The sequence below is a fragment of the Cytophagia bacterium CHB2 genome (genome assembly GCA_030263535.1).
In the GTDB taxonomy this organism is placed as follows: domain Bacteria; phylum Zhuqueibacterota; class Zhuqueibacteria; order Zhuqueibacterales; family Zhuqueibacteraceae; genus Coneutiohabitans.
This window is the reverse complement of the sequence record SZPB01000052.1, coordinates 30102-50055: the sequence shown is the minus strand read 5'-3', so window position 1 is coordinate 50055 and position 19954 is coordinate 30102. Positions and strand designations below refer to the sequence as shown.

Sequence of the window (19954 nt, the reverse complement as noted above, 5' to 3'; positions counted from 1 at the left end):
TGGGCGGCTGTTGAAGCCATGAAATTCGCGGTTGCAACAATGCCCCACAAGGGGGCAGGGCTACGAATCCTGTACACGCATTTAAAAAACGCTGTAAACGCGACATCATGCAACGTGTAAGGTGTAAAGTTTTCGTTCATCCGATCACATGAAAAAAAACATGAAAACCGACGCCGACCTCCCTCTCAAAAATTTATACACGGCTGATGATGTGCCTGTCGCGCCGGAAAATGCCGGCGAGTATCCCTTCACGCGCGGCCTCTTTGCGGAAATGTATCGCACAAAACTGTGGACCATGCGCCAATACAGCGGCTATGCCACTGCCGAAGACACCAATGCGCGCTTTCATTATCTGCTCTCACAAGGCCAAACCGGACTTTCGACCGCATTTGATTTGCCCACGCAAATGGGTTATGATTCCGATCACAAACTCGCTGACGGCGAAGTCGGCAAGGTGGGCGTGGCGATTTCGAGCCTCGAGGATATGGAACGGCTGTTTGCGGGCATTCGCCTGGAAGAAGTCACCACCTCGATGACGATCAATGCCACGGCCTCGATTCTGCTCGCGCTTTATATCGCCGTCGCGAAAAAACAGAATGCGGACTTGAAGGCGATCAGCGGAACGGTGCAGAACGACATTCTAAAAGAATACATTGCGCGTGCCACTTACATTTTTCCTCCTACGCCCTCGTTGCGTCTCGTCACCGACATGTTCGAGTTTTGTTCACAGCATACGCCCAAATGGAATCCGATTTCCATCAGCGGCTATCACATTCGCGAGGCCGGCTCGGACGCGGTGCAGGAAATGGCGTTTACCTTTGCCAATGCCATCGAGTACGTTCGGCATGCCGTCAATCGCGGCCTCGAGGTGAATGTCATCGGTCCGCGGCTTTCGTTTTTTTTAAACAGTCACAAAAATTTCTTCGAAGGGATTGCAAAATTTCGTGCGGCGCGGCGCTTGTGGGCGCGCATTATGAAAGAGAGATTCGGCGCAACCAATCCCAAGGCGATGATGCTGCGTTTTCACACGCAAACGGCGGGCGCTACCTTGACCGCGCAACAGCCGGATAATAACATCGTGCGGGTAACATTGCAGGCGTTGGCAGCAGTGCTGGGCGGCACGCAATCACTGCATACCAACTCGCGCGATGAAGCGCTGGCGTTGCCGACGGAAGAATCCGTGATGATCGCATTACGCACTCAGCAAATTATTGCCTATGAAAGCGGCGTGCCGGCGGTGACAGATCCTCTCGGCGGCAGCTATTTCGTCGAAAGCTTGACCAATGAAATCGAAAAGCGCGCCGAAGAGTATATTGAAAAGATCGAAAGCCTCGGCGGCGCGGTGAAGGCCATTGAAGCTGATTTTTTTCAAGAAGAGATTGCCCGGCGATCGTGGGAATATCAGCAGGCCATTGAACGCGGCGAGAAGATCATCGTGGGCGTGAACAAATTTCAAGTCGACGATGAAAAGAAAATCGATTTACTGCGCGTCGATCCCAAAATTCAGGAGCAGCAAATCCGCCGCTTGCGCGAGCTGCGCCGCCGCCGCGACAACGCCAAAGCCAGCGAATTACGGCAAAAATTAGAATCCGCGGCAAAGGGCAAAGAAAATCTCATGCCGCATATCATCGCCTGTGTCGAGGGTTATGTAACGCTTGGCGAGATTTCAGATTCGTTGCGGGAGGTGTTTGGGAAATATCCGGTGAAGGGGTGAAATTGTGAATGATTAAGAAGTTGGAAAGATATTGAACGCACTTCCTTACAAACTCAAGAAGCGCCAAAATATCGGTTTCAATGAAATCAAAGCTTGGCTGCAGCGTGAGCAAAAACTTGCAAAAAGGTGTGGGCTTCTTGCATTGAGCCTTGGCATTTTATCTTTGCTCGCTTTTATTGCATATGGGCTCGCGGACTTGGATTTCTTAGTTTTATTGGCCGTATCAGCATTTTTTTTATTTCACGAAGAGACAAAAATCCTTGGAGAGCATATCAGATGATCAAATAAAAAATTATGTTTTGAGTATGGCAACATTGGTTAATGTTGCAACGTCAACGCCTCAGCTTCTTGGATCAATACTAGCAAGTTCGGATGTTCAAAGCTCAGATGAGGCGCTGGAACACGATGATGCTTGATGTCGGGCGGAATATGCTTGTGGTGTGGGAAGGTCGCAGTTAGCGTAGGATCATCGGGATGCGGCCAGCAATCATACCAACAGAGTTTTTCATCCCCTTGATAAATCTCGTAACTGTAATCTTCGATGCACCGTTCAACAAAGTCTATTGTTTCAAAAATACGCAATTTCATCTCACGATTAAAATATAATGTCCCGACAACTTGCGCCGAACCCGCACTGGTACGCTTAACCACTAGGGTTGAGGTTTCAATACTAGAAAATCGGGCTTGCAACGAATAAACGAATTGTTCATACTCAGACAAAACGGGAATCATGCCGCGACGCCTTCTGCCTTAAAAAAGTCGTCTTCAATAGGCTGCACGAGCTTTAGAATCGCGGACGGCGACTTGAGCAGATCGAGATATTTCTCTCGCCGTTTGAGCCAAATCTTATAAAGCCCCAACCACTCATGCAGCTCGAAGGTTTCTTCGACCTTGCCGGCCAGCACTAATTTATAGAATTCGGCGGACTTGATGCTATACTTCCATTCGAACTTCTGCATTTGTTGTTCGAGCTCGTTCATTTCTCGAACAATTTCGTCCAGGGTCATTTCCATAACGTGCCTCTTATAGAAAAAATCGCTTTGCCTTCCAAAGCTATAAGTTTTTCTCAAACTGGCAACGAAAATCTTGTCTTCACAATTAACTGCAAATCGTCGGTGAAAATCATGTCCGAAAGCAACCGCATTCTCGATCAGCTCAAACGCGCGCGTGAAGGTGAGGCTTGGCAAAGGCCTGCGGCGAAGGAGACACTGGCGTGCGTCACCACTGCTAACCTGCGGCGAGGCCGGTGCTCAACGTTCCGAAGCGCAACCGAAAGACGTCGTTCCCGGCCAGCGCTACTCCTTGTTATTCATGCTGCACGACGCGATCCAGCATGACTTGTATCATGCCGGGCAAATCGTTTTGCTGAAAAATGCTTGAAATCGCGCTCGACCATTAACTCAAACAAAGGCTCTTTCAAAAAAAGAGGGCTCGGCAGGCGGCAAACTTTCAAACCCGCAGTAGCGAATTATTATCACTGAAAATTCAATCACCCCTGCCGCAATTTGCCAACACCCTGCGCTATCACTTTTACCGCGCGGTCGATCTCTTCCTCCGTTGTAAATTTTCCCACGGAAAGCCGCAACGTTCCCATGGCATAATCCCGCGGCACGTTCATGGCCTGCAACACATGCGACACCGCAATCTCTCCGCTGGAGTGGCAGGCAGCCCCGGCGGAGGCGGCGATCTCGTGGCTGATTTCAGCCAGCAGGGCATTCGCCTGCACGCCGCGAAAACTCACGCTGAGAGTGTTGGGCAAACCATCTTCCGCATGGCCGTTGAATCTAATCTCCTCGATTTGTTTACTCAGGCTTGTGCGTAAACGGCCGCGCAGCATTTTCATGTGTGTCATATTTTTTTCCAGATCTCTTGCGGCAATGTCGCAGGCCTTGCCAAGTCCCACGATGCCGGCGACATTTTCGGTGCCGGCGCGGCGTTGTTGTTCCTGCTTGGCGCCATGAATCAGGCGTTCCAGTTGCAGGCCGCGCCGCACGATGAGCGCGCCCACGCCCAACGGCGCATAAAGCGTATGCCCCGCCACTGAAAGCATATCCACCTCCATCTGTTTCATATTCACGGGTACTTTGCCGGCGGATTGCGCCGCATCGCAATGTACGGCAATGTTGTGGGCATGCGCCAGCGCAGTGATCTCACGAACCGGCTGCATCGTGCCCACTTCGTTGTTGGCGTGCATCACGCTAATCAGCGCGGTGCGCGCAGAAATTGCCTGCTGCAGCGCTTCCAGTTGCACCCGTCCCAATTCATCCACCGGCGCAAAAAAAACGCGATAGCCGCGCACGCGTTCCATGTATTTGCAGGCTTCGCTGGTGGCCGGATGCTCAATAGCCGGCGTGATAATTTCATTGCCGGCGTCAGGATGGGCATCGAGATAGCCTTTGATGGCAAAATTATTGGCTTCACTGCCGCCGCTGGTGAAGATGACTTCATCCGGCTCACAATTCAGTAACGCTGCAACTTGCGCGCGCGCGTTCATGATCGCCTGGCGCCCCTGCTGGCCGTACGCATGCGCGCTGCTGGCATTGCCAAAATGACTGGTGAGATACGGCAGCATGGCCTCGAGAACTTCCGGAGCAATGGGTGTTGAGGCGTTGTAATCAAGATAAATGGGAGACATGACGTTTTCCGTTTGTTTGAGTTGTGCGGCCAAAACTGATGAACGATTGAAGCCGTGAATTCCTATGAATACCATTCCGTCAATGGCCATGCCCGGTGCGTCACAAAAGCCTTTCAAGCAACGCGAGACGTGAAGCCACAAAGGCCCGCAATAGGAACTATCCGCTTGCGCTGTCAGAGCTGATTTTTGTGCATCGCAAGCGCAAAACGAATTTGCTCAAATGCGAGGCGCCCTGCCGATTCTCACATACAGCGGCCAGCATATTTTTTTAGTTTTTTGGCCCTCGCCCCACAATTGCGCAAGCTTGGGAGCAATTTGCGCGACGGGATCGGCGCGATGTTGTGCAAGATAAGCCTGAGTAGACGACCAGGTGCCGAGATAACCCAGCAAATCGCCCAACCGCCAGCGCGCTTCCATCTGAAACGTTGGAGCCTTTTGTTCGAGAAATGGAAACGGCAGATCGGCATAATGATTTCCAACCCAATACCGTTCCGGCGGCCAGCACGGCCCAATGATGTTCTCGTTGAAATCATGCAGCACGGCATCAATCTCGGGAGAGATGCGTAACAAATCATAACACCAGACGGCAAGCGCGCCTTCCGGCTTGAGCACGCGCTTCACCTCGGCGTAAAACAGATCGAGGTTAAACCAATGCAGCGCCTGCGCCGCCGTAATGAGATCAATCGTATGGGAAGCGATCGGCGCCTGCTCACCTGGCGCAACGACATACGTTATCTGTTTATGCGGCTTTGCCTGCATGATTTGTCTTGCACTTGCGTCCGTTGCAATGACGCGGTTAAAATGCCGGGGTAGCGTTAATGCCGCCTGGCCATTGCCTGTGGCGCAATCCCAGGCATAATCATGAACAGGAACTTGCGCTGCAAGATAGGCGAACAACTCCGCGGGATAATGCGGCCGGTATTTCGCGTAGCCGCCCGCTAGTTTGGAAAAATGATCTTTGAAAGCCATGTGGTGTGAAATTACAGCGCTGCTCGAGCTGTTTGTTTATGCGTTACCTCTCACGGTTTTTGCTTGTTCATTGATGCTTGTTGGAGTTTTATTGATGGACTGCAACAAACTTGACACCATAGCCTTGAATATACAGACTAACATGACTCAAGTTGATTCATGATTGTCAGGAGTTCGACCTTTCCGCTCGAATTTCATGCACACCTTTTAATTTGAGATCAGAGATTTTGGCGCGCACGGCGTTCATGAATCGTTCGCCCGGATCGGTTTTTTCGGTGCGATAGCCCGCATCGCGCTCGCGCCACAACGCGTGGCCTTCGAATTCTTTGTATTCATGATGCCCGATGAGATAGCGGATGGTGGCGTATTTCCGCGCCAAGTAACGCACCAAGCGGGCATTTGCCTCAACCTGCTGCTCGGTGAGATCGTCAACTCCGTTTTGTCCGCCCACATTTTCGACGCCGATCGACTCATAATTCAAACCGATGCAATGGCGCGCCATGTGATTTTCCGGCATCAATCGATAAATTTTGCCATCACGATCGACGAGGAATTGAATCGAAACATTAACCTCGCCGGCGCTCTGCAGTTCGGGCCGTGAGGCGGGCAGCTTCTCTGGATGAAATGCGGCAAACGATTGTTCGAACCCGGCTATCGCCGTCCAGTGCAATACGATGATGCGCGGCGTAATCACAATATCCGGGGTTGAAATGCCATAATGCGCGTGGATATAGTCGCGCGTAAGTTGCACGCGTTCAGCAGAAAACGAAATCGGCTTGTCGATGATTTGAATGCTCGAGCCGCATCCCAATATGAAATGGAGCAGCGCCAGAATGAGAAAATGCCGGGGCACGTGCAGCAATTGTTTTGCTTTCATGGCATTCCGTTATGCTTGTGGTGAATTCAACTCAGGTGGATTGACATGGGCGGCCAGCGAGACACCCGAAATATTGTAATCTAACCCGAACGAACCGGAACTCAAAAAAGTGCATGCAAAGTCACCGAGACGCGCAAAGGCCTGTGAGTACTCTGCGGCGATTTTGGGTGAATAATTTTACGTGAGAATTTCAAATGTCGGCGACGTCCAAAAATCTTATATCACCCTGATGAATATTGGATCAAATGTAACTTCTCTGAAAGATCTTTGCTTTGATGGTACTGCATTTGTCTTGATTGAGACGAAAAGCTCTCAAGTTTTTTGCATGTTTTGCAGCAACGTTTGAATGGGTCTGCGTCGAGTTGAAAAATTGTGGAGAAGAAGATGTTAAGAAAATTTACCGCTTTCAAGGAAAAATCCTGATGATCAGAATGGTTTGCGGGGGAATAGCTTAAGTTATTGATGCCTAATCGTGGCGTTTCAAATGGAGAAGCAGGCGGGTATTGTTATCGTATCGCGCAAAAAACTCGTTCCATTTTCACTTCAGATCCCATGCAACCTCGTTCTGGTTTGTTCGTAGAAATTTTCACCTAACGACGAGGAGAATGTCATGTTTGAATTATTCGCCCTCTTTGCGCTGGTTATTATTGCCGCTCTGGCTTTCAAAGGTTTGTTTTGGGTGCTCAAAGCCGGTTTATGGACATTGACTTTGCCGCTGCAATTGCTTGCCGGTGTGCTCGTGTTCGCCATCGCTATTCCGTTGGGATTAATTGCCGGCATATTGGGCCTGATTGTTCTGCCGGTGGCTTTGCTGTCTGCCGCATTACCGTTGCTTCTCCTGGGTGCGGGCATTTATCTGCTCATGCGGCAATGAGAAGTAGCGCGTGAAAGCGTCTTGACCTTCACATGGTTTGTTCTTCCGGTTTGCCCGCCAATCCACAATAACCCATTTGCACCGTTTCAAATTCCTTCATGAGGTTGACGGCGCGCCACATCATACAGTCGCTCGCCAGGCATAAGCAATCCGGATCGGGCTTGCCGCTGCCGATTTTGCGATTGATGGTGAGCGAGGTGTCCGTATGCCGCCGGAATCCCGACCGCGCCATCGGGCACCATTTCGTTTTGGCATCTTTTTCGGATAGAAGCATACGTTCGAGCCAACGCAAAAACAAAAATTTTCCCGTCACACGCCTGCACCTTGCCTCACGCAAGGTGCAGGCGCGACGGTTGCCAATAATTGGAGGAATATTACGCCAAAGCCGCTTTCGGCATTTCCTCGTACCGCCCGAGATCTCTCAATAAACGATAGTGCGCTGCAATGGCTCCGCGCACCGTGGGGTAGGACACATAACTAATGCCGAAGTCGGCGCATGCTTTTTCGACAATGCCGCTGATCTCCGGATAGTGGATGTGGCAAATGCGCGGGAAAAGATGGTGTTCGATCTGAAAATTCAGGCCGCCAAGATACCAGCACGCCAATTTGTTCTTGGGCGCGAAATTCGCCGTGGTTTCCACTTCGTGGATGGCCCATTCATTCTCGATCGTGGCCGAGGCGGGATCAGGCTCCGGGAAGGTGTTGCCCTCGACGACATGCGCGAGCTGAAACGTGAGCGCCAGCGTGAAGCCGAGCACCAGATGCACGAGCACGAAAAAGCCGATGACATGCAAAACCGGATGAAAGAACATCGGCAACACCAGCATATATCCGAAATAGAAGACTTTCGTCAAGAAGAACACAACCGTTTCAGATTTCGAAAGCTTGGGAAGCTCATATTCCCCGATGCGGCCGGAAAAGAATTTGCGAAAATCACCAATGGTGACCCACAGCAGCGTCATCAAGCCGTAGGCGGGAAAGGCATAAATCTGCTGAAAACGATGCCAGCGGCGGTGCGGCTGTGCTGGACTGAACCGCATGATGCCCTGCATTTGAATGTCATCGTCCAATTCGTTGATATTCGTGTAGGTGTGATGCAGGATATTGTGTTTGTACTTCCAGAAGAAATAACTGCCGCCAATCAAATTGAGCATGAATCCCATAATCCAGTTGACGACTCCGTTGCCTGAGTAGCTGCCATGATTGCCGTCGTGCTGAATATTGAATCCCACCAACGCAAAGCCCTGCGCCACCGCGACGGCAGTAATAACGGCCATTACCAATGACGAGGTCGCGAATACAAGCAAAATGTATGAGGTCGCGAGCCACAGCAGAATGATCACAGTTTTCAAATACATCCGCCAGTCTGCATGGGGCGAAATTTGTTTCTCTTCAAAATAACGGTTGACGCGTTGTCTCACTTCGTCATAAAATCCCAGACGTGAGGTGAAGCTGATTTTTTGCATGCGTTTTCTCCAGTTGTGGTGAAAATCGAAAATAAACCATTGACGGCTGACCGTGGCAATGCGCTAGTTGTTTGCCCGGGAGGCGCGATTGAACAAAAAATGGAAGCGGCAACCTAAAACATTTCCGGAAGAAAAACAAGGAGGAAAAAACAACAGGATAGGGAGCAGAATTCCTGGTGGAGATGTGATGGGCTGAAACCGTATCCCCGATTTTCCATAACCGTAACCTCTTGCCAAAGCGAAGCCGCCCAAAAATAAAAAATAAGCGCCTCTTTGACGGTTCTCTTTTCGGCTATAAACGCCCGGAATTTCGCTTTAGGGCGATTCGTTTTTCAAACATAGAACAAAATTCTGAAAGGTTCTTACTCACAAAACTGAAATCCCACCAAAAAGCTTTTTTCTTGGTGGGATTTCCACTTTTACAGGCAGAGTTTAAGGCCGCTCCAAGAACTACAGGTGTCAACTTGTTTAAAAATTGGTGCAGGCGATTTGCTTTTCAAGCAGGGAGACAATCATGCCTCAAAACAGCTTGATCTTCTTCACGATCTTTTTCAAACCCCTGCCAAATTTTTTAGGATGAATCTCGATGTGACGCTCCTCGCCCTCGCCCACCGAAGTCGTCTCGATATTGCCGAGATCCTTCAAGACATTGTGAACGATAAAACGCTCGTAGTTGCTCATCGGCGGCAGGGCCACGTCTTCACCGCTGTCCAGCGCTTCCTGCGCCTTGGTCTCCACGAATTTTTTCAGATTTGCCACCGGGAAAATCCATAAAACGTGATCTTCACCGTCGCGATAGGTTTTGGTTTCAAACAGTGCCTTGTTGCGTTCGAAATGGCGATGCACTTGCTTGCGCTCAAAGGGATTCAATTGCGCGATTTGCACCGGTGCATGCGAACTGCTCAGCTTTTCTTCCAGTTCGCTGATCAGTTGGGTGATTTTGGGATCGGGCGGTTCTTCGTCACGCTCATGGAAACGCCCGCCGCCGCCGAACCCTCTGCCGCCGCGACGGTCTCGCCCGCGCGGGCCGCCGCGTCCCCCTCCGCCGGGACGTGGCCGGCGCTCGCGGTCATGAGATGATCTTCTGCGTTCCGTTCGTTCGTGCTGTTCCGGCGATGCCGCCTCGTCATTCGTATGCATGTTTGCTGAATCTTGCTCATGTTGTTCACTCATGGTTCTCCTCGTACCAATAATGGTGAAATGTCCGGGCGACACGCCCAACAACTTCGGCCAAACGACTGCCCAAGCCTCAAGCGTTTCTTTTGCCGGCCTCGGACATGAGTATGCTCGCCAGCAAGCCGGGTGTTCCTCCGAAATCGCCGTTGCTCATGAACAAAACAACGTCGCCCGGCGCAAGCTGGCGCGCGATGAAATTAGCCATTTCATTCCCGGCCGGCACAATGTCGACCGGCTTGCCCATGGCGCGCACGCCTGCAACGACGGCCTCCAGGGACAAGCGCTCCGCTTCCGGCACCTTGTCAATGCGGTGCATCGGCGCGAATACGACGTGATCCGCGTTTTGAAATGCCTCGAGAAACTGCTGCTCAAAAACCTTGCGCTTCGTGGTCGCCGTGCGCGGCTCGAACACCGCCCACAACCGGCGCTGTGGGAAACGCTGGCGCAAACCGTGCAAGGTCGCTTTTACCTCCGTGGGGTGATGCGCAAAATCGTCGAAGACTTTCACTTCGCCATCGAATTTCAATTGCAGCCGGCGGCGCACGCCTTTAAATGCTTGTAACGCCTCCAGCCTTTGTTCGAACGGCACGCCTAAAATCTCCCCCGCCGCCAGCACCGCCAGCGCATTTTTGACATTGTGCTCGCCGGCCAGGGAGAGAAACGCTTGCGACAAGCGCTTGCCGTTGTGGATCACGGAAAATTCCACGCCGTTTTCCGCCGGGTGAATGTCTTTTGCCGACCACTCCGTCGGTTCTTGCGCGCCAAACGTAATAACCTTGCAAAAGGCGCGCGGTATCAGCGCGCGCACAATGGGATCGTCGGTACACGCAATCAAATGGCCGTTGCCGGGAATAATATTGATCAAGCGTTGAAACGCAAGTTGTATCTCATCAATGTTTTTGTAAATGTCGGCGTGATCGAATTCAATATTGTTGAGAATGACGAGATTGGGCAGGTAATGCAAAAATTTGGCGCGCTTGTCAAAAAATGCCGTGTCGTATTCATCCCCTTCCAGCACAAAATGCTTGCCACTGCCCAGTTGATAACCCTGGCCGAAATTTTCCGGAATGCCGCCGATAAAAAAGCTGGGCGCGAGTCCGGCGTGTTGCAGCGTCCACGCGAGCAGGCTGCTCGTCGTGGTTTTGCCGTGCGTTCCGGCAACCACACACGAATACTTGCCGCGAATGAAATACTCGCGCAGCATCTCGGAAAGCGAGGCGTAGCGGATCTGCTCGTTGAGCACATATTCGACTTCGGGATTGCCGCGCGACATGGCGTTGCCAACCACGACAAGATCAGGCGCGGGTTGCAGATTTTTTGCGTCAAACGGGGAAACAACCGGAATGCCTTTACTCTCTAAAAACGTGCTCATCGGCGGGTAAACATTTTCATCAGAGCCGGTGACATGATACCCGCGTTCTTTGAGCATGCCGGCCAGTGCGGCCATTCCTGTGCCGCAAATCGCAATCAAATGAATCCTTTGTGACATCGTCGTCCTTCGGTTGTGCGTAAGGCGGCATTCAAGCCGCAATCAGATCTTTTTAAAACTAATGTTCCAGATCAATTGACCATTCGCAATTAACCATTCAAAATTCCAAATTTGAAAGCGCAGTTAATGATTGTTCAGCCGCGTGCGCACCGGCGGAATCTCCGGCGTTTTTTGGCGCTGCGGCTGCCGCAAGCGTTTTTCCATGACGCCGGCCGGCGTAATGACAACATCCGCCACCTGCCCGACGAGGCCGATCTTCTCCAGTTCTTTCCCGTTAAGCAGCAGTGTCACGGCGCCCGCATTGCCCATGCTGAGACGAAAATTTTTCTTCGCGCGCCAGGTTTCCGCCATGCCCGCGCGATAAATGGAATCCGTCTTCAACGAATCATCGATGGTGATGGCAAGCCAAACGCGATCCTTGAATCGGGCTTCCAGCGTCACCTCCACCTGTTTGACGGCAACGGTGGAATCGGTTTTGGGTTGTTGCGCCGGATTAGCTGCCATTTGCGCAATCGAAATTTCTTGCACCGGCCCGCTTGCCACGGGCGGGGGCGCGCTTTCGTTCTGCGCTGGAACGCTTTCCATTTGCGGCTCTTCCTGGGGAGAACGCGCCACAAAATAAAACAACAACGCCATCACCAGCAATGTGCCAAGGCCCAGGACGATTTCCTTCAAATAAGGAAATCCCGGGCGAACACTTTTCAGATCATCCTGACTGAGAACCGGCGCGGGACTAACCGCGGTGGCTGCGGCTGTGGCTTGCTTGCGCATCTCCGCTGCCGGCGCAGCAAAGTCAATGGGCAGCTCCGGCGGCTGCAGTTGCATTGCCAATTCATTGCCATCCAGCCCGACTTCTTTCGCAAAGGTTTTGAGAAAACCCATGACGATTGGTTTAGGCAGAAAATCGAATTTGCCTTCCTCCATATTGCGCAAATAAGCCAGATTGATGCGCGTCCGGCCGGCAATATCTTCGAGCGCAACGCCTTTCACGGCGCGTGCCGCCTTTAATTTTTCACCAATTTCAAACATGCATCCACCTGAGATAAAACTTCACAAAAATTCCTGTAATTTCCTGTAGAAGTGCGTGAGCGGAAAGCCCACGACATTATAAAAACATCCCTCGATGCGTTCGACGAAAACCGCGCTGAAATCTTGAATGCCGTAAGCGCCGGCCTTGTCCATGGCATTGCCGCTGGCAACGTAGGCCGCGATTTCGTCGCGCTGAAGCTGCCGGAACGTGACCGCCGTTTTCTCCACGCCCTGCACGCTGCGGCCGCCGGGCTGATCGATCAATACAAATCCGGTGTAAACCTCATGGGTATGCCCGGCAAGCTGCGCCAGCATCTCGCAAGCTTCTGCCGCCGTCGCGGGTTTGCCTAAAATTTTATTGTTGAGCACGACGGTGGTGTCCGCGCCAATGATCAACGCCGATTTGTAATGCGCGGCAACGGCCCGCGCCTTGCGCCGCGCCAATTCCGTCACCATCTCCGCCGGCGGCAGATGATAAACGCCGTCTTCTTCGTCCACATGACTCGGATGAATTTCAAAGACCAATCCGATTTTTTGCAACAGCTCCGCGCGCCGCGGCGAGGACGACGCGAGAATGATCGGTTTGTTGGGCAAGGGCAACGGGAAACTCATTTTGTAAATATTCAAAAACAAATGATGCAGTTTTTTGAAACCGCTAATTCACGCGAATGTGCGCTAATTTTTATTCGCGTTTATTCGCGTCAATTCGCGGTTGCTAGATTTCGATTCCAACATGAACGTCACCGGGCCGTCGTTATAAATCTCCACCAGCATCATGGCGCCGAATACGCCTTCGGCGACTTTGATCGCGTGCTGCTTCAATTGATCGATAAAGACGCGATACAGCGGTTCTGCCGCTTCCGGGCGCGCGGCCTCGTCAAAGCCGGGCCGCCGGCCCTTGCGCGTGTCGCCATAAAGCGTGAATTGTGAGATCACCAACACGCTGCCGCCCGCTTCGAGCAGCGAGTGATTGAAGTGGCTGTTCTCATCTTCAAAAACTCTCAAGTTCACGCATTTATCGGCAAGATAAACGGCATCTTCGGCGGTGTCGTGCTTCGCAATGCCGAGCAGGATCACCAAACCCTGATCGATCGCGCCCACGAGTTCGCCGTTGACCTTCACTGAGCCTTTTTGCACGCGTTGGAGAAGTGCTCGCATTTTTTATAAGCAAATGAAAATTTTTTAGATAGTTCAATTTAACGGAGGATCGTTTATCCAAAAGTTGGTAGATTAAATTTGCTTTGCAAAGCGCCTACTTTTCAAACGAGTTGATTTTGAATCAAAAGACTATTTGTCTGATTCCGACAACTCCTAAGACAATAATAGCAAACGCAAATAAAAATAGACTTGCTATCAAAGCACGCTCTGCACATTTAGTATTTGTTCTGATCGGACCGATCGTCTCTCTATGCCAATCTCGAACTCTATTTTCAAATTCATTTGGTTCGCTAATTATTAGTGGAATAATTTCTTGTAATTGTGGCCAATTTTCCAAGAATCTGATGGACGTTGATCTTGCTTGCCGAGAGCACCAAAGACTTACAAGTGCCACAACAATTGACAGCAAAAATAAAACCCATGATGCACAGATGATATATTTCCATGTAACACATTCAGAAGGATTGGCCATAGAACCTGAAAATGCTACAGTGAACGCCACGATTACCGACGCGACTGAAATAGTGGTTTTGGCAATGTCGTCGTTGCTGTCCCAAGCTGATGTATGCAATGATTCTAATTTAGCTATTGCATCTCGAAGCGGTTCACGAAATTGTTCAGATATTTCTTGTAAATCTGGTTTCTTATCATCCATAGCTGTTATTTTGGCCTGTCAATGTCTTCTTAAAATTACGAACTTTGCGATCGAGTTTTACACTCTGATACCCAGATTTATGCAAGCTAAAAGCTGAAATCTTTCGAGCGCACAACTGCATTTTTACAATACTTTTGTTTAGCCAGTGTGTTTTCGATCTCCAACAAAACAGCCCGAGTTATGATCAACCGCGTGACATCGCGCTCCAGTTGTTCCGCTAGCTGCAACGCGCGCTCGTGATATTGATCATTGGGAGCAGAAAGCGCAATTGCATAGGCCGAATCAAGAAACACTTCTTTCATCATGTTTCTTCTCTGCGGCGTAAAGATAATCTTCGAATCTCGCAGACCAGTCCGGCGGGCCCTGGAGATTCAGTGACTGCGCGGTGCGAAGAAAAGAGCGCTTTTTCTTTACAAGCGGCTTCGCGATTTCGATGGTTATGCGCACGCGTGTATTCGGCTCGAGCGTGAGCGGCTCCTCCGGATGCAGAGCTGCGCCATCATAGGTTGCGTGCAGTACGGTAGTCATAGTAAAATTCCACGTCAGAGGACCCAATCCGAACAAGCCGGAATCAATGAAAAAAATTTCCAACGGATAAAAGCTGCCAGCGGATGATTGAAAAAATCAGTTGGCAGCTTTTATCCGTTGATGAAATCTTTGCTTCATTTGCACGAATTCAACATCTACTTGACGTCATTGCTATGCCTGCTCATGGCCGAACATGACTGTGAGCACGCGCTTTGGCCAACCGCACGATGTGTTCGATTTGCGAGTAGCGATCCAATTCCGTTTTTTCACCAACTCCCCGCATAGATCGCCAGCAACCCCACCAGCATATCTGCCTTGAGCAGGTCGCTGGTCAGTCGCATGCGCGCGGCATCAGGATTTTTCCAGAGTTGAAACATTGCGAAGCCGATCACCGGGTAGACGCCGAGCAGGATGAGCCACAGGTAAGGGGCATGATAGACGCCGAGGACGTGGGGAAGCAAGACAACACCGGCCAGGATAATGAACGCCATCGACGCGACGATCTGCGCCGCACGCATGCCCCACGCCAGAGGCAGGGTCTGCGCGCCAACTGCTCGATCTCCCGCTTGGTCTTCGATATCCTTGACAACTTCCCGGCCAAAGTGAAAGAGGAAGGAAAACACGGCAGGAAAAATTCCCGGCCGCCAATCGCCGAACGGGAGCTCCGTCTGTTGCAAAGCCTTTGCCCCCTCCGCGGCGGCAAGCGCGCCAAAGATGAACGACAACGCCGTCGCCAGACTCACCGCCAGGTTGCCGGTGAGCGGCTGGCGCTTGAGCCAGAGGCTATAAGCGATGAGCAGCACGCTGGTGGCGCATGCGATAACCGCCCCGTCAAGGCTGGCAAATATACTAAAAATTACACCGCTTGCAAATAAAAATATCGCATAGCGCCGCGCCGAGGCAATATCCATGCGCCCCGACGGCAGCATGCGCCCCGGTTTGTTGATGCGATCGATGGCAACATCATAAACATCGTTGATCACATTGGCGCCGGCGGTGATGAGCATGCCGGCGAAGAGGGCGCACACGACATTGGCGCTGAAAACGAACGGCCGCACCAGGCCCGCAGCCAGTAAAATCGAGATCCCGGCGATGAGAACATTGAGAGGACGGGTGATGAGAAAATAGGCGGAGAGATTTTTCATGCTCAAGCAGAGATTTCACCTTGAGGAGACTAAAGCTTATCCGCGTTGCCCGCTGGCTTCCGAAAATGATAACTCTTCAACTTCGTCACTTCTTCGAAACCATGCCGGGAAAGCGAGCAGCCCAGGCCGCTCTCTTTGTAACCGGTCCAGGGCAAAGCAGGATCGAGATAATCGCAGCGATTGAGATAAACGGTGCCGGCTTCGATATGCGGCGCGAGACGTGAGGCTGCTTCTTCATCCTGCGACCAGATGCTCGCGGTGAGGCCGAAGCGGCTGTTGTTCATCAAGCGCAGCGCTTCTTCGTCGCCGGAGACCGGCATGATGCCGATGATCGGGCCGAAGCTTTCCTCCTGCATCACTTTCATGTCGTTCGTCACATTAACCAGCACCGTCGCTTCAAAATAATTGCCCTTGCCATTGACAGTTGCCGGGTTTCCGCCCGACATAATTTTTGCACCGTGCGATACCGCTTCGGCGATTTGTTCCTGCAAAACGTTGATTTGCTTTTTTTGCGCCAGCGGGCCGAGATAGGTATCATCCGCTAACGGATCGCCGAGTTTATAGGAATTCATTTCTGCAAGAAAAGCTTCGAGAAACGCGTCATAAATGCGGCGATCAACATAAATGCGTTCGACTGCGCAACAACTTTGGCCGCAATTATAGAATGCGCCATCAGCGACATTGGGCGCGGTGAAGGCGAGATCCGCATCCGCGCGCACATAAGCTGGATCTTTGCCGCCCAGCTCCAATCCCGCACGTTTCAAACCGGCGGCGGCGTTGCGATAAACTTCATAACCGCCGGCCACGGAACCGGTAAAAAACACGGCGTCGACTTGCGGCGATTTGACCAAAAGGTCGCCGAGTGTGCGATCAGCGACCACGGCCTGCATAACGCCCTGCGGCAGGCCCGCGGCGCGATAGGCTTCTTCCATGCGCAACGCGCACAGCGGCGTAAGCGCCGAATGCTTCAACAGAACCGTGTTGCCGGCCAGCAGGGCTGCCGCAACAATGTTGATGGCGATGAGCAGCGGATAATTCCACGCCGCAATGTCAACCACGACGCCCAACGGTTCATGCGCGATCTTGCGGAAAAATCCCGGTTTTTCCGGCAAGATTTCATCGGCGAGCGCTTCCGCTGCAATGGCTGCAAGATGGCGGGCGCGTTCGGCCATGGTGTCGACTTCCGCACGCGCTTGCTTGAGCGGTTTGCCCATTTGCTGCGTAATTTCCCGCGCGATTTCTTCGCGGTGTTTTAGCATCTCCTCCACGAAGCGTTGTGTGATCGCGGCGCGCTCGGCCAGCGGCGTCCAGCGCCAGGTGATGGGCCTCGGGCATGGTGAGCGATGCAAAAATTTCATTGGTCGCGGGATTCTCGAGTTTGAGCAGAGAAGAAGCCGGCATGGAGAAAACCTTTGCAATTTGAACTTTTTGCGGTTAGCTTTTCAATCGCAAAAAAAAGGGGGCTGTTTCAGCCGTTCAAAGCGACTAGGTCAAGACAGGAGCGTGACTCTTGAACTCGTGCGAAGATACATCGTCTCATGAGTAAAGTCAAGCTACGCAGCACTTCGAATCGACATTAAAAGCAAAACCGTGTTGTGCGCGTATTTTTGTTCCCTTAAAGTGAAATCGTTGCCTTAATAGCAAAAAATCTTTCCACCGGATTGAGGCAACCCAGCGGATATTTTTTAATCTGTTGGGTTGTTGCAATCCGTTGGCGATTTCCTTTGTATTGCGGTTTATCCGCGTTGGGTTTCTCTAAATCTTTTCAGCATGTTCCGATTTTGTTATGCCTTTTGGCTTTACTCGATCAAACAGAAGAATCGCCAAATCACAACGGCACTAAATCCGTTTCGAGAAAAGATTCGTATTGCTACTGCGTGTTTAAAGATTAGCGCTATCTGCCACGCTAAATTAGACGGTTTTTGAGAGGTGAACAATCTGCTTGATGCGCATCATCAATTCATTCTTCATTTTTACCCATCAACTTTAAGGAGATGTGTGTATGCGGAAGTTCTTCATTGCGTTATTCACGTTGGCCGGAGCGCTGGCGTTGTTGTTGCACTACTACGCGCCTAGCATCGAAGCCTCCAGCCACCGCGAAGCGCCGCTCATCGCTCAGGATCCGCTTGCCGATAATACGGATTTGTGGGTTTTTCGCTCGCCGGATGATCCCAATACGGTAACCATCGTGGCCGGCTACATCGGCCTGGAGTTGCCGGAGGGCGGCCCGAACTGGACGACGTTTGCCGAAGGCGTGCGTTATGAGATTCACATCAAGAATAAAACCTCGGTCGGCGCATTGGGCACAGCGCAAGATGACATCACGTATCGCTTCACTTTTACGCAGACGAATGAAGATCCCACGACATTTTTTAACATTCGTCTCGGCAAGCAAAATTTGAAGACGACCTACACGATGGAAAAAAGCGTGAACGGCGGCGCGTTCACCACTGTGATCACCAACGGCATCGTACCGCCCAACAATATCGGCCCGCGCTCGATCAATGATGCCACGGTCGGCCTGGGACAAACGTATGATGCATTGGTGGCGGCGGCGATCAATACCACATCGCCCGACGGCGAAAAAGTGTTATGCGGGCCGCGCGATGATGTGTTCTTTGTCGATCTCGGCGGCGTCTTCGACCTGGGCCAAACGCGCAGTTCGTATGGCACCAGCGTCTCTGATCCGCTCAATGCGCGCGACGCCGTCGCCGGCTACAACGTGCATTGCATCATCATGAATATTCCAATCAACAAACTGCAAAAAGACGGCAAATCCGTGAGCGAAGCCGCCAATATTCTCGACGGCGATTTCGTGATCGGCGTGTGGGCCTCTGCCAGCCGCCAAAAAGTGACGACGCTGCAGCCCACCGGCCCGGGTTCGAAGCCTCTGGGCAGCGGCGAGTGGGTGCAGGTTTCCCGTCTCGGCATGCCGCTGACCAACGAAGCGGTTATTCCGTTGGGTCAAAAAGATTACTGGAATGCGGTGACGCCCTACAGCGTTGATGAACAAAATTTTGCGCAATATTTCTACAACCCGGAGCTGGCATTGTACATGGATGACAGCCAGTTCGGCGGCGCGGTGCCGGCATTGTCGGCTTTGCGTGTGCAAGCGCAATCCTATCCCGCCCTCGGCGTTATTCCCGGTTACAGCACACCCGGTTTTGATTTCCGCAATGGCAAAGACGGCGCGTTTGCCGCGGCCAGCATTCCGGGAATTGATTTCACCGGAACCGCGCTCGCCGTGCCCACCGGTCCGAAGAATGCCGCCGTGCCGTTGCAAACAGCTCTGGTTGCGCCCGGTGAACCGCGACGCGCGGATATTTTTCCGGTGTTCTATTTTGGCGTGCCGAATCTGATCCCTTATCACCTCGCCACCGGCAAAACCGGCGGCCCGCTCAGCGCCGGCAAGCCGTTCATCAACAACTTTCTGCCGATCACCAACGACAACGGCGTATACTATGGCGGCGATATGCTGCGCTTGAACATGGCCGTGCCCATAACCGATCGCAATTCCACGGAATATAACGTGAATGCGCGTTTCGGCTTGTTGCGCGCGGCCGCGCTGGGACTGACGGCAGCGCCGTATAACACCAATGCCAATCTCGAACCGATTCCGCACATGGACGGATTTCCGAACGGCCGGCGTTTGGAAGATGACGTCACCTCCATTGAATTGCAGGCAGTTGGCGGCTTAGTCCTGGCGGCAGTTGGTTTCCCCTTCGATGATGCCGTGCAAGGCAATTATTCTGATCTCGCTTCGGCCAAGCTGTTGGGCGAATTGCTGTACAATGCGGGTCCGACCAAGAATGACCTGGCAATTTCCACCGCCTTTCCGTATCTGCCCAATCCGCATCGCGGCTATGATTATGTGAAAAAACTCGTCAGCGATACGCCCAATTTGGTGCAGGGCCGCGGCATAGGCATCGGCGTGCCGAACGGTTTTATTCTCGAACAGAATTATCCCAACCCCTTCAATCCCGCCACGCAAATTCAGTATCATGTCGCGAAGACGAATAATGTGAGAGTGAAAATTTTCAACTCGCTCGGGCAGGAGGTTGCGACCCTGGTGGACAAAGCGCATCAACCCGGCACGTACACGGTGAGTTGGGATGCCAAGGGCTTTGCGAGTGGAACGTATTACTATCGCCTGGAAGTTGGCAATGAAGTGGTGTCAGCGAAGCGGGCCGTATTAGTGAAATAGTAGCCCGGAGTAGAAAGCCTATTTGTTACCTTACA

20 protein-coding genes and 1 pseudogene are annotated in these 19954 nt (G+C 51.9%); 5 read left to right on the top strand and 16 right to left on the bottom strand.

Annotation, left to right across the window (positions count from 1 at the left end; translation table 11 throughout):
- Positions 1 to 148: 148 nt before the first annotated feature.
- Positions 149 to 1714, top strand: a complete 1566-nt coding sequence (locus tag FBQ85_07585) for a methylmalonyl-CoA mutase (GenBank protein MDL1875020.1) — start codon at positions 149 to 151, stop codon at positions 1712 to 1714.
- 31 nt (positions 1715 to 1745) lie between these two features.
- Positions 1746 to 1994: a hypothetical protein gene (locus FBQ85_07580; GenBank protein MDL1875019.1), complete on the top strand. Its 249-nt coding sequence runs from the start codon at positions 1746 to 1748 to the stop codon at positions 1992 to 1994.
- Positions 1995 to 2032: 38 nt separating this feature from the next.
- On the opposite strand, the gene FBQ85_07575 is transcribed toward FBQ85_07580, so the two are convergent.
- On the bottom strand, positions 2033 to 2446 hold the full coding sequence (locus tag FBQ85_07575) for a hypothetical protein (protein MDL1875018.1): 414 nt from the start codon (positions 2444 to 2446) through the stop codon (positions 2033 to 2035).
- Positions 2443 to 2727, bottom strand: a complete 285-nt coding sequence (locus FBQ85_07570; protein ID MDL1875017.1) for a hypothetical protein — start codon at positions 2725 to 2727, stop codon at positions 2443 to 2445. Before FBQ85_07570 ends, FBQ85_07575 begins: the two co-directional genes overlap by 4 nt.
- Positions 2728 to 2881: 154 nt before the next feature.
- Here FBQ85_07570 and FBQ85_07565 point away from each other — a divergent pair, with 154 nt between their 5' ends.
- On the top strand, positions 2882 to 3094 hold the full coding sequence (locus FBQ85_07565) for a hypothetical protein (GenBank protein ID MDL1875016.1): 213 nt from the start codon (positions 2882 to 2884) through the stop codon (positions 3092 to 3094).
- Between the two features lie 109 nt (positions 3095 to 3203).
- Here the strand turns inward: FBQ85_07565 and FBQ85_07560 are convergent, their stop codons facing one another.
- The 3 genes from FBQ85_07560 to FBQ85_07550 form a co-directional block, all read right to left on the bottom strand.
- A complete protein-coding gene (locus tag FBQ85_07560) occupies positions 3204 to 4349 on the bottom strand; it encodes an aminotransferase class V-fold PLP-dependent enzyme (GenBank protein ID MDL1875015.1) in 1146 nt (381 codons plus the stop codon).
- 216 nt (positions 4350 to 4565) lie between these two features.
- Entirely contained in the window at positions 4566 to 5318 is a 753-nt protein-coding gene (locus tag FBQ85_07555) for a class I SAM-dependent methyltransferase (protein ID MDL1875014.1), read from the bottom strand.
- A gap of 166 nt (positions 5319 to 5484) precedes the next feature.
- Positions 5485 to 6195 carry an N-acetylmuramoyl-L-alanine amidase gene (locus FBQ85_07550; protein ID MDL1875013.1) on the bottom strand — a complete coding sequence of 237 codons (711 nt, stop codon included), beginning with the start codon at positions 6193 to 6195 and terminating at the stop codon, positions 5485 to 5487.
- Between the two features lie 610 nt (positions 6196 to 6805).
- On the opposite strand from FBQ85_07550, the gene FBQ85_07545 reads away from it, so the two are divergent.
- Positions 6806 to 7069: a hypothetical protein gene (locus FBQ85_07545; protein MDL1875012.1), complete on the top strand. Its 264-nt coding sequence runs from the start codon at positions 6806 to 6808 to the stop codon at positions 7067 to 7069.
- Between the two features lie 28 nt (positions 7070 to 7097).
- Here the strand turns inward: FBQ85_07545 and FBQ85_07540 are convergent, their stop codons facing one another.
- From FBQ85_07540 to FBQ85_07490, 11 genes and pseudogenes are all read right to left on the bottom strand, one after another.
- The gene (locus FBQ85_07540; GenBank protein ID MDL1875011.1) at positions 7098 to 7343 is read right to left on the bottom strand and encodes a hypothetical protein; all 246 of its coding nucleotides are present in this window, start codon (positions 7341 to 7343) and stop codon (positions 7098 to 7100) included.
- A gap of 100 nt (positions 7344 to 7443) precedes the next feature.
- Positions 7444 to 8535 carry an acyl-CoA desaturase gene (locus tag FBQ85_07535; GenBank protein ID MDL1875010.1) on the bottom strand — a complete coding sequence of 364 codons (1092 nt, stop codon included), beginning with the start codon at positions 8533 to 8535 and terminating at the stop codon, positions 7444 to 7446.
- Between the two features lie 519 nt (positions 8536 to 9054).
- Positions 9055 to 9675 (bottom strand): hypothetical protein, encoded by a 621-nt coding sequence (locus FBQ85_07530; protein ID MDL1875009.1) that lies wholly within the window; start codon positions 9673 to 9675, stop codon positions 9055 to 9057.
- A gap of 109 nt (positions 9676 to 9784) precedes the next feature.
- Positions 9785 to 11200, bottom strand: coding sequence for a UDP-N-acetylmuramate:L-alanyl-gamma-D-glutamyl-meso-diaminopimelate ligase (gene mpl / locus FBQ85_07525; GenBank protein MDL1875008.1), 1416 nt, complete (start codon positions 11198 to 11200; stop codon positions 9785 to 9787).
- A 123-nt stretch (positions 11201 to 11323) separates the two neighbouring features.
- Positions 11324 to 12229, bottom strand: coding sequence for a DUF4115 domain-containing protein (locus FBQ85_07520; GenBank protein MDL1875007.1), 906 nt, complete (start codon positions 12227 to 12229; stop codon positions 11324 to 11326).
- Positions 12230 to 12250: 21 nt separating this feature from the next.
- A complete protein-coding gene (locus tag FBQ85_07515; protein MDL1875006.1) occupies positions 12251 to 12841 on the bottom strand; it encodes a septum formation inhibitor Maf in 591 nt (196 codons plus the stop codon).
- Positions 12842 to 12904: 63 nt separating this feature from the next.
- On the bottom strand, positions 12905 to 13387 hold the full coding sequence (locus FBQ85_07510; GenBank protein ID MDL1875005.1) for a D-tyrosyl-tRNA(Tyr) deacylase: 483 nt from the start codon (positions 13385 to 13387) through the stop codon (positions 12905 to 12907).
- Positions 13388 to 13508: 121 nt separating this feature from the next.
- Complete coding sequence (locus FBQ85_07505) at positions 13509 to 14042, bottom strand: hypothetical protein (GenBank protein ID MDL1875004.1); 534 nt, start codon at positions 14040 to 14042, stop codon at positions 13509 to 13511.
- 282 nt (positions 14043 to 14324) lie between these two features.
- Positions 14325 to 14570 carry a DUF104 domain-containing protein gene (locus FBQ85_07500; GenBank protein MDL1875003.1) on the bottom strand — a complete coding sequence of 82 codons (246 nt, stop codon included), beginning with the start codon at positions 14568 to 14570 and terminating at the stop codon, positions 14325 to 14327.
- A gap of 266 nt (positions 14571 to 14836) precedes the next feature.
- Entirely contained in the window at positions 14837 to 15715 is an 879-nt protein-coding gene (locus FBQ85_07495) for a hypothetical protein (GenBank protein MDL1875002.1), read from the bottom strand.
- Between the two features lie 29 nt (positions 15716 to 15744).
- A pseudogene (locus FBQ85_07490) lies at positions 15745 to 17116 on the bottom strand (aldehyde dehydrogenase family protein).
- A gap of 601 nt (positions 17117 to 17717) precedes the next feature.
- Between FBQ85_07490 and FBQ85_07485 the strand changes: the two are divergent.
- Positions 17718 to 19919, top strand: coding sequence for a DUF4331 domain-containing protein (locus tag FBQ85_07485; protein ID MDL1875001.1), 2202 nt, complete (start codon positions 17718 to 17720; stop codon positions 19917 to 19919).
- Positions 19920 to 19954 lie beyond the last annotated feature (35 nt).